Source organism: Cellulosimicrobium sp. CUA-896, from assembly GCF_001942335.1.
In the GTDB taxonomy this organism is placed as follows: domain Bacteria; phylum Actinomycetota; class Actinomycetes; order Actinomycetales; family Cellulomonadaceae; genus Cellulosimicrobium.
Map to the genome: position 1 here is coordinate 20,845 of NZ_MKKH01000031.1, position 9,579 is coordinate 30,423.

A 9,579-nucleotide genomic window follows, 5' to 3' on the forward strand; every position below is an offset into this window, starting at 1 on the left:
CGTGACCACCATGGCTGACCACGACCAGGCAGCGACGACCGGGAAGACCACCGGGACGACCACCGGGGCGTGGTCCCTGCACCCGGACCGTGCGCTGCCCGCGGACCGCGAGCTACGGCCGCTCGCGCGCGAGATCTACGGCGCGACGCGCGGGCTACCGGTCGTCTCCATGCACGGGCACGTCGACGCCGCGCTCCTCGCGGACGACGCCCCGTTCGGCGATCCCGCGGAGCTGTTCGTCACGCCCGACCACTACCTCGTGCGCATGCTCGTCGCGCAGAGCACCTCGCCGCACGGCGCCCCGGGCGTCCGCGGCGTCCACAGCCTCGGCGTCGCCCCCCTGCCGGGCGCGCCGGACGGCACGCCGCCGGCCGAGACCGACCCCCGGGAGATCTGGCGCCGCTTCTGCGCCGGATGGCGCCTGTACCGCGGGACGCCGACGCGCTACTGGCTCGAGCACGCGCTGGTGGAGGTGTTCAACGCGCCCGTCGCGCCGTCCGCCGAGACGGCCGACCTGCTGTACGACCACCTGGTCGACCGCCTCTCCCGGCCCGAGTACCGGCCGCGCGCGCTGTTCGAGCGCTTCGGGCTGGAGATCCTCGCGACGACCGACCCCGCGCAGTCCCCGCTCGCGGACCACGCACGCCTGGCCGCCGACGGCTGGGACGAGCGCGTCGTGCCCACGTTCCGCCCCGACCCGCTCCTGCACGTCGACCGCCCCGACTGGTCGGCGCAGGTCACCGAGCTCGGCGCCGCGGCGGGTGTCGACGTCGTCGACTACCGCAGCTACCTCGACGCGTTGCGCCGGCGGCGGGCCGCGTTCGTCGCCGCGGGCGCCCGGGCGACCGACCACGGCCACCTGTCCGCGCACACCACGCCGCTCGACGACGCGGACGCCGCACGCGTCCTCGACGCCGCGCTGCGCGGAGTGGTCACCGCCGACGAGGCGCGCGCGTTCTCCGCGCACATGCTGTTCCAGATGGCCGCCATGTCGACCGACGACGGGCTCGTCATGCAGCTGCACCCCGGCGTTCTGCGCGACCACTGCGCGGGGATCGTCCGCGCCTACGGACCGGACAAGGGGTACGACATCCCCGAGCGGACGGACTACGTCCACGCGCTGCGGCCGGTGCTCGAGGCGTTCGGGCACCACGAGCGGTTCCGCATGATCGCGTTCACCGTCGACGAGACGTCGTTCTCGCGCGAGCTCGCGCCGCTCGCCGGCGTGTACCCGGCCCTGCGCCTCGGGGCGCCCTGGTGGTTCCTCGACACGCCCGACGGGATGCGGCGCTTCCGCGAGGCCGTGACCGACACCGCGGGCTTCTACAACACGAGCGGCTTCGTCGACGACACGCGCGCGTTCTGCTCGATCCCGGCCCGCCACGACCTCGCGCGGCGGATCGACGCCGGCACCTCGCCCGGCTCGTCGCCGAGCACCGGCTCGGCCTCGACGAGGCGGTCGAGACCGCCGTCGACCTCGCGTACCACCTGCCGAGGGCGTCCTACCCGCCGATCGGCTGAGCGCGGGCCGCCGGGGCCGTGGCGTCGTCGGCTCCGGTGGTGGGGACGTCGCCCGCGACCCGACGACGGTGGCGCACCTCCGCGAGCACGGTCGTCAGCCGCTGCGGGAAGTCGGGTGGCGTCCCGGTGGGCAGGTCGTCGACCGCGAACCACGCGACGTCCTCGCTCTCGTCGCTCACGGCGGTCGGGGCCGCCGGGTCCGCGAACGCGACGAAACCGACGTCGCGGTGCGCCCGGCACCGGCCGAACGCGGCGGCGAGCTCGTGCCGATGGACGTCGACGGGCAGGGCCCACGCCTCCGGCTCGAACGGCCGGAGGTCGACGATCCCGCTCTCCTCGCGTGCCTCGCGCAGGGCGGCGCCCGGCAGCGTCGCGTCGTCCGGCTCGAGGTGCCCGCCCACCTGCACCCAGAACCGGCCCTTGCGGTGGTAGCACAGCAGCACCCGGTCGAGGTCCGGGGACAGGACGAAACAGCTCGCGGTCAGGTGCTCGGGGCCGCCGTCCCGCGCGACGGCCCCCGCGCGCGCGGGCCCGTCCGCACCGCCCCCGCGCACGAACGCCGCGTAGTCGCCGGCCAGCGCGGCCTGCACGGCGTCGGCCGGTCGCCAGCGCGCGAGGGGGTCGAGGCGTCGGCGGCGAGAGCGGTGGAGGTCACCGGGGCAGCCTAAGGGTGCGGCTCGGCACGGCACGGCACGGCACGGCACGGGAACGCTGCGACAATGGTGTCCCGTGAGCGCTCCCTCTCCCGCGTCCGACGAGCAGGCCCTGTTCGACCTCCCGCCCGGCTCCCGCGAGGTGCCGACGCGCGTCGTGCTCCTCACCGGGGCGTCCGGCTCCGGCAAGACGTCGCTCACACGCCGACTCGGGCTGCCGGTCGTCGAGCTCGACGACTTCTACCTCGACCACGACCACCCCGGCCTGCCGCAGCGCTTCGGCATCGTCGACTGGGACGACCCGCGCAGCTGGGACGCGGCCGGCGCGGTCACGGCGCTCGTCGAGCTCGCCCGCACCGGGCACACCGACGTCCCGGTGTACGACATCCCGACGTCGCGCCGCACCGGGACGACGCACGTCGACGTCACCGGCGCACGGGTCGTGCTGGCGGAGGGCATCTTCGCCGCGGAGATCGTCGCGGCCTGCCGCGAGCACGACGTGCTCGCGGACGCGATCTGCCTGCGCCGCCCCCGGCTCGTGACGTTCTGGTTCCGCCTGCTGCGCGACCTCGCGGAGATGCGCAAGCCGCCGCTGACGCTCGTGCGCCGCGGCTGGGCGCTGCTGCGCGACGAGCCCCGCCTCGTGCGGCACTGGGTCGCGCGCGGCTGCCGCGCGCTGTCGCCCGAGCGGGCCGAGAGGGAGATCCGCGCGCTGCTGCGCTGAGGAGCCTCGGCGGGCCACGGTGCGCCGAGAAGCGCGTGACGGCCCCACGAGTCCGCCGACCAGGGGCCGATGCTCACGTCTCGTCGGGCCGCGTCGCGACCACGCCGGTCGCGCCGATCTCGTCGTCGCGCACCACGCGGACGTCGAGGCCCGCGCCCCGCAGCACCTCGACGACGGCGGCGACCTGGCCCTCGCTCACCTCGGTGAGCAGGTGCCCGCCGGGCACGAGCCACGACGGCGCGTCGACCGCGACGCGGCGCAGCACGTCGAGCCCGTCGGCCCCGCCGTCGAGCGCGACGCGCGCCTCGTGGTCCCGGGCCTCGGGGGGCAGGGAGGAGATGGCGTCGGTCGGTACGTACGGGACGTTGGCGAGCAGCACGTCGACGCGCCCGCGCAGCGCGGGCGGCAGCGCGTCGAACAGGTCGCCCTGGTGGGCGAACCCGTCGACCGCGGCGACGTTGTGCGCCGCGCACGCGACCGCCGCGGGGTCGACGTCCGCCGCGTGCAGCTCGACACGCGAGACGTCGCCGCCCCGGCCCTCGGACCGCAGCTCCGTCGCGAGGACGAGGCCGAGCGCGCCCGAGCCGCAGCACAGGTCGACGACGACGAGCGGCCGGTCGCCTCTCCTTGCGGACGCGGGTCCGGAGCGCCGGACGAGGCGCGTCGCCTCCTCGACGAGGAGGCCGGTGCGCTGGCGCGGCACGAACACCCCCGGGTCCACGCGGACCCGCTCGCCGCGCAGCTCGGCGCGGCCGAGCACGTGCTCCAGCGGCTCGCCGCCGACCCGTCGAGCGACGAGCTCCTCCAGCCTGCCCGGGTCCCCGGCGGCCGCCTCCTCCTCGAGGAGCGCGGCCTCGTCCTCGGCGAAGACGCAGCCTGCCGCCCGCAGGCGGGCGACGAGGGCAGGCGAGGGCGACGTCGGCACAACCTCACCGTAGCGGCGGGGTGGTCCGGGGTCCCAGCGGCGCGGTCGCCCGGGTACGACGACGGCCCCGGACCTCCTGCGGGAGGGCCGGGGCCGTCGTGGTGTCAGGCCGCGCCGTCAGGAGCGCGTCACCGGCGCGTCACTCCGCGCCGGCCTGCAGCTCACCGGTCGGGGGCAGGTCGCGCACCGACACGCCCGTGGGGGCGTCCAGGGCGGCGGCCGCACCGACGCTCACCGGGCCGCGGTCGTGGTCGCCCTTGGGGACCCCGCGGAAGGTGAACTCGCCGAGCAGGCCCTCGCCCTCGGCGTCGACCAGGACGATCTCGCCGGCCTTGAGCTCGCCGAACAGGATCTTCTCGGACAGCGCGTCCTCGATGTCGCGCTGGATGGCGCGACGCAGCGGACGGGCGCCGAGGACGGGGTCGTAACCCTTCTCCGACAGCAGGACCTTCGCCGCCGGGGTGAGCTCGATGCCCATGTCCTTGTCGCGCAGCCGCACGTCGAGGCGGGCGATCATCAGGTCGACGATCTGGATGATCTCGTCCTGCGAGAGCTGCGGGAAGACCACCACGTCGTCGACGCGGTTGAGGAACTCGGGGCGGAAGTGCTGCTTGAGCTCCTCGTTGACCTTCGCCTTCATGCGCTCGTACGACGTCACGAGGTCACCGCCGGCGTTGAAGCCGGTCTGGACGCCCTTGGCGATGTCCCGCGTGCCGAGGTTCGTCGTCATGATGATGACGGTGTTCTTGAAGTCCACGACCCGGCCCTGCGAGTCGGTCAGGCGACCGTCCTCGAGGATCTGCAGGAGCGAGTTGAAGATGTCCGCGTGGGCCTTCTCCACCTCGTCGAACAGCACGACCGAGAACGGCTTGCGCCGCACCTTCTCCGTGAGCTGGCCGCCCTCGTCGTACCCGACGTAGCCGGGGGGCGAGCCGAACAGCCGCGAGACCGTGTGCTTCTCCGAGAACTCCGACATGTCGAGCTGGATGAGCGCGTCCTCGTCCCCGAAGAGGAACTCGGCGAGCGCCTTGGCCAGCTCGGTCTTCCCGACGCCGGTCGGGCCGGCGAAGATGAACGACCCACCCGGGCGCTTGGGGTCCTTGAGGCCCGCACGCGTGCGCCGGATCGCCTGCGACAGCGCCTTGATCGCGGCCTCCTGGCCGACGACGCGCTTGTGCAGCTCGTCCTCCATGTGCAGCAGGCGGCTGGACTCCTCCTCGGTGAGCTTGAACACCGGGATGCCCGTCGCCATGGCGAGGACCTCGGCGATCAGCTCCTCGTCGACCTCCGCGACCGTGTCGAGGTCGCCGGACTTCCAGGCCTTCTCCTTGTCGGCCCGCTTGGCACCGAGCTGCTTCTCGGTGTCGCGCAGGCGCGCGGCCTTCTCGAACTCCTGCGCGTCGATCGCGGACTCCTTCTCGCGCCGCGCCTCGGCGATCTCCTCGTCGAGCTCCTTGAGCTCCGGCGGGGCCGTCATGCGGCGGATGCGCAGGCGCGCGCCCGCCTCGTCGATGAGGTCGATCGCCTTGTCCGGCAGGAAGCGGTCGTTGATGTAGCGGTCGGCGAGCGTGGCCGCGGAGACCAGCGCGGAGTCCGTGATGGACACGCGGTGGTGCGCCTCGTAGCGGTCGCGCAGCCCCTTGAGGATCTCGATCGCGTGGTTGAGCGACGGCTCGGCGACCTGGATCGGCTGGAAGCGGCGCTCGAGGGCCGGGTCCTTCTCGACGTGCTTGCGGTACTCGTCGAGCGTCGTCGCGCCGATCGTCTGCAGCTCGCCGCGCGCGAGCATCGGCTTGAGGATGCTCGCCGCGTCGATCGCGCCCTCGGCGGCACCGGCACCGACGAGCGTGTGGATCTCGTCGATGAACAGGATGATGTCGCCGCGCGTGCGGATCTCCTTGAGCACCTTCTTCAGGCGCTCCTCGAAGTCACCGCGGTAGCGCGAGCCGGCCACGAGGGCGCCCAGGTCCAGCGTGTAGAGCTGCTTGTCCTTGAGCGTCTCCGGGACGTCGCCGCGCACGATGTCCTGCGCGAGGCCCTCGACGACGGCCGTCTTGCCGACGCCGGGCTCGCCGATGAGGACGGGGTTGTTCTTGGTGCGCCGGCTCAGCACCTGCATGACGCGCTCGATCTCGAGGCTGCGCCCGATCACCGGGTCGAGCTTGCCCTCGCGGGCCGCCTGGGTGAGGTTGCGCCCGAACTGGTCGAGGACGGCCGAGCCCGACGGCTGGCCCTCCGTGGGGCCGCCGGCCGAGACGGGCTCCTTGCCCTGGTAGCCCGACAGCAGCTGGATGACCTGCTGGCGCACCTTGTTGAGGTCGGCGCCCATCTTCGTCAGGACCTGGGCCGCCACGCCCTCGCCCTCGCGGATGAGGCCGAGCAGGATGTGCTCGGTGCCGATGTAGTTGTGGCCGAGCTGGAGCGCCTCGCGCAGCGAGAGCTCCAGCACCTTCTTGGCGCGCGGCGTGAACGGGATGTGCCCGCTCGGCGCCTGCTGGCCCTCGCCGATGATCTCGGTCACCTGGGTGCGGACGCCGTCCAGGGAGATCCCGAGGGACTCCAGGGCCTTGGCCGCGACCCCCTCGCCCTCGTGGATGAGGCCGAGCAGGATGTGCTCGGTGCCGATGTAGTTGTGGTTGAGCATCCGCGCCTCTTCCTGGGCGAGGACGACGACCCGACGGGCTCGGTCTGTGAATCTCTCGAACATGTGCTGCTCCTCACGAGCGGCGTACACCTGCCCGTCGGACGACGGGTACAGCCTGACCGCATTGACTCTATGTGCTCCCAACGAGGCGCACCGCCCCCATATGCCGTTGTTCGCCAGGGGCGTGAAAGAGGGTGCGCGCCGTGACCTGACGCTCCGTCCGCGGGCGCCGGACGCGGTCCGACACGCCCGCCGCAGCGTTGACCGGGGACCGCGGCAGCGGCAGGCTCAGGAGTGCCGCACCCCACGGTCCGGCAGGAGGGTGGAGGATCCCGATGTCCCGACCGGAGCAGCACCCCGAGGACCCGGCCCCCCGGCACGACGACGACCCCCGCGTCGGTCGCCACCGTGCGCCCGGTACGCCCGCGACCTGGGAGCAGGTGGTCGACCGCTTCCGGGGCGACGTCGCGGAGGTCGCGGACCCGTTGACGTGGGGGCTGGACCTCGACGAGGAGACGCTCACCGGGGTCGGCGACGGCACGCACGACCCGAGCGACGAGCGGTTCCTGCGCTCCTACGTCTCGTTCGCCGGCGAGACGCTCGACGTCGAGACGCTGCGGGTCGTGCCGTCCGACGCGCTCGCCGAGGAGATCGTGCGCACGGCGCTCGGTGGCGCGCTCGCCGCGCCGATGCACGGGGAGGGCGACGACGACTTCCTCGACTCCTACCAGGAGTACCGCGCCGCCATGCGCGCGATCGTCGAGGAGGTGGACGCGGCGCCCCTGGTCCGCACGACGTTCGAGGTGGACGGCGTCGCGCGCCCCTGCGTGCGCGCGGACGTGCGCGACCGCGCCGCCGTGCTCGTCGTGGTCGGCGAGCGCGTGGTCGTCGCCGCCGGGCCGGTCGGCCTGCTCGAGCAGGTCGACGTCGTCACGGCGCCGCTGCGGGCGATCCTCCTGGACGACGAGCGGCCCGAGCATTAGGAGCACGGAGCACGACGGACGCACCGGTGGAGGTGGCGGGATGGGCGACGTGGTCGTCGGCGTGGACGGCTCGCAGTGGTCCGAGGAGGCGCTCGACTGGGCCCTGCGCGAGGCAGCGTCGCGGCGCGTGCGACTCACCGCCGTGCTCGCCTGGGACCCAGCGCGCCACCACGGGCAGGACGACACGGGCGACGAGGAGGCGCGCGCGCAGCGGCGGCGGGCGACCGTCGAGGAGTGGGTGCGGGCGGCGCGGGAGCGCACCGGCCTGGGGCCCGAGGAGGTGGCGACCTCGGCCGCCGAGGTGCGCGGCCGTGCGTCGACGTCGCTGCTCGCCCTGGCCGAGCGCGAGGAGTCCCGCGCCGACCTCCTCGTCGTCGGCCGCTGCGGCCGGGGTCGCCTGAGCCGTGCCGTCCTGGGCTCGGTGTCGACGGCGCTCGTCCAGCACGCGACGGTGCCCGTGACGGTCGTGCGCGGCGCGCGGCCCGACGCCTCGGCCCCCGTGGTCGTCGGCGTCGACGGCTCGTCCACGTCCGTGCACGCGCTGCGTCACGGCGCCGACGTCGCGCGCCGCTCCGGTCTCGCGCTCGAGGCCCTCTTCTGCTGGCAGATCGTCTCCCTCGCCCCGCTCCCCGACTCGTGGGGCTGGGCCCCCCCGCTCGAGGACTACGCGGCGTTCGCCGCGGCGAGGCTCGACGCCGCGATCACGGCCGCCGGCGTCGACCTCCCGCAGGACCGCGTCGTGCGCACCGTCCGGCACGTGCACGCGGCGAAGGGCGTCATCGAGGCGTCGTCGCACGCGGGCCGCCTCGTGCTCGGCCAACGGGGCGTGGGCGGCTTCGACCGCCTGCTGCTCGGCTCGGTCAGCCGCCACGCGGTGGAGTACGCGCACTGCCCGGTGACCGTGGTGCGCCCGCCGGGGGCGCGGCACGCCGCTGCGCACGACGACGACGCGCGGCAGGATGAGACTCCCCGACAGGCCGGAGACCACCCATGACCAACGTCGACCTCCTCACCGACGCGCACCTGACCGACGCACGGGCCGCCGCGAACGGCCGCAGCGCGGAGGTCGTGGTGCACGACGGCCCGCTGCGCCAGTCCGTGATCGCCCTCGTGGCGGGCGTCGAGCTCGGCGAGCACAACTCGCCGCCGGCGGCCTCGATCCAGGTGCTGCGCGGGCGCGTGCGCGTCACCGCGCTGGACGAGGGCGACACGGAGCTGGGTGCGGGCGAGCTGCGCGTGCTGACCCACGAGCGGCACGGCGTCACCGCCCTCGAGGACAGCGCGTTCCTGCTCACGACGGTGACGAGCGTCCCGAACCCGTAGCCCCGGACCGCCCGGCCGATGAGTCGCGCGACCCTGCCGGGTCCTCCCCTCGACCGGGCATCGTGCCCGCAGGAGGGGAGTGGACATGACCAAGGTGATCGCCGGGGCGACGGTCTCGCTCGACGGGTTCGTCCAGGACGCCGCGGGGAGCTCCGCCGCGCTGTACGCGGACTTCGACGAGCTCACCCGCAACGGGTACATGCAGTCGCTGCAGGACGAGACCGGCGCGGTGCTCATGGGCCGGCGCACGTACGACGGCGCCGAGGACCCCGACAGGTATGCCGACGAGTACGAGTTCCAGGTGCCGATCTTCGTCGTCACCCACCGCCCGCCGCCGGTCCCGCCGCGGCACAACGAGCGGTTGTCGTTCACGTTCGTCACGGACGGCGTGGAGGCCGCCGTGCAGCGCGCGGTGGCGGCGGCCGGGGAGCGGGACGTGACGGTCGTCGGCGGCGCGAGCCTGTTCCGCCAGCTCATGGCGGCCGGTCTCGTGGACGAGCTGTCGGTCGACGTCATGCCGGTCCTGCTGGGCGGCGGTCTGCGTCTGTTCGACGGCGACCCGGCGGCGACGCTCGAGAAGGTCGGGGTCGAGGAGTTCGGCGTGCGCACCTGCCTGCGCTACCGCGTCGTCCCGGCGGACGAGGCGGCCGCCTAGCCGTACCGGCCCGCAGCGGTCAGCGACACCGGCCCGCAGCGGTCAGCGACGCACGGCCCACGCCGCCAGGACGAGGGCCACGACGTCCTCCGCGACCGCTCCCGGCCAGTCCGGCCGCCGTCCGGCCGCGAGCACCGCGCCCACGCCCGCG

General features: G+C 74.3%; 9 protein-coding genes and 1 pseudogene. 6 read left to right on the forward strand and 4 right to left on the reverse strand.

Features of this window, described 5'->3' with window-relative positions; all coding sequences use genetic code 11:
- Positions 1-10: 10 nt before the first annotated feature.
- Positions 11-1,348, forward strand: a pseudogene (uxaC, locus tag BJF88_RS10925) (glucuronate isomerase); the annotation flags it as partial.
- On the opposite strand, the gene BJF88_RS23595 reads toward uxaC, so the two are convergent.
- Both BJF88_RS23595 and BJF88_RS10930 read right to left on the reverse strand, forming a co-directional pair.
- Positions 1,324-1,488 carry a hypothetical protein gene (locus tag BJF88_RS23595; protein WP_369824574.1) on the reverse strand — a complete coding sequence of 55 codons (165 nt, stop codon included), beginning with the start codon at positions 1,486-1,488 and terminating at the stop codon, positions 1,324-1,326. The pseudogene uxaC and the gene BJF88_RS23595 overlap by 25 nt on opposite strands.
- 14 nt (positions 1,489-1,502) lie before the next feature.
- The gene (locus BJF88_RS10930; protein WP_075828806.1) at positions 1,503-2,111 is read right to left on the reverse strand and encodes an NUDIX hydrolase; all 609 of its coding nucleotides are present in this window, start codon (positions 2,109-2,111) and stop codon (positions 1,503-1,505) included.
- A 139-nt stretch (positions 2,112-2,250) separates the two neighbouring features.
- Between BJF88_RS10930 and BJF88_RS10935 the strand changes: the two genes are divergently transcribed.
- Positions 2,251-2,898, forward strand: coding sequence for a uridine kinase (locus BJF88_RS10935; protein WP_255371958.1), 648 nt, complete (start codon positions 2,251-2,253; stop codon positions 2,896-2,898).
- A 73-nt stretch (positions 2,899-2,971) separates the two neighbouring features.
- On the opposite strand, the gene BJF88_RS10940 is transcribed toward BJF88_RS10935, so the two are convergent.
- A complete protein-coding gene (locus BJF88_RS10940; RefSeq protein WP_075828807.1) occupies positions 2,972-3,823 on the reverse strand; it encodes a putative protein N(5)-glutamine methyltransferase in 852 nt (283 codons plus the stop codon).
- 139 nt (positions 3,824-3,962) lie between these two features.
- The gene (locus BJF88_RS10945) at positions 3,963-6,530 is read right to left on the reverse strand and encodes an ATP-dependent Clp protease ATP-binding subunit (RefSeq protein WP_075828813.1); all 2,568 of its coding nucleotides are present in this window, start codon (positions 6,528-6,530) and stop codon (positions 3,963-3,965) included.
- A gap of 272 nt (positions 6,531-6,802) precedes the next feature.
- Between BJF88_RS10945 and BJF88_RS10950 the strand changes: the two genes are divergently transcribed.
- The 4 genes from BJF88_RS10950 (at position 6,803) to BJF88_RS10965 (ending at position 9,428) form a co-directional block, all read left to right on the forward strand.
- On the forward strand, positions 6,803-7,450 hold the full coding sequence (locus BJF88_RS10950; protein ID WP_255371959.1) for a hypothetical protein: 648 nt from the start codon (positions 6,803-6,805) through the stop codon (positions 7,448-7,450).
- 40 nt (positions 7,451-7,490) lie between these two features.
- Positions 7,491-8,444 carry a universal stress protein gene (locus tag BJF88_RS10955; protein WP_075828808.1) on the forward strand — a complete coding sequence of 318 codons (954 nt, stop codon included), beginning with the start codon at positions 7,491-7,493 and terminating at the stop codon, positions 8,442-8,444.
- Positions 8,441-8,773 (forward strand): cupin, encoded by a 333-nt coding sequence (locus BJF88_RS10960; protein WP_075828809.1) that lies wholly within the window; start codon positions 8,441-8,443, stop codon positions 8,771-8,773. The genes BJF88_RS10955 and BJF88_RS10960 overlap by 4 nt, the downstream gene beginning before the upstream one ends.
- 85 nt (positions 8,774-8,858) lie before the next feature.
- Positions 8,859-9,428, forward strand: a complete 570-nt coding sequence (locus BJF88_RS10965; protein WP_075828815.1) for a dihydrofolate reductase family protein — start codon at positions 8,859-8,861, stop codon at positions 9,426-9,428.
- Positions 9,429-9,579: the final 151 nt, after the last annotated feature.

Bases quoted from the DNA above. Each gene is read 5' to 3' on its own strand.
- BJF88_RS10950 (WP_255371959.1), top strand. From the start codon at position 6,803: ATGTCCCGACCGGAGCAGCACCCCGAGGACCCGGCCCCCCGGCACGAC.
- BJF88_RS10955 (WP_075828808.1), top strand. From the start codon at position 7,491: ATGGGCGACGTGGTCGTCGGCGTGGACGGCTCGCAGTGGTCCGAGGAG.
- BJF88_RS10965 (WP_075828815.1), top strand. From the start codon at position 8,859: ATGACCAAGGTGATCGCCGGGGCGACGGTCTCGCTCGACGGGTTCGTC.
- BJF88_RS10945 (WP_075828813.1), bottom strand. From the start codon at position 6,530: ATGTTCGAGAGATTCACAGACCGAGCCCGTCGGGTCGTCGTCCTCGCC.
- BJF88_RS10960 (WP_075828809.1), top strand. From the start codon at position 8,441: ATGACCAACGTCGACCTCCTCACCGACGCGCACCTGACCGACGCACGG.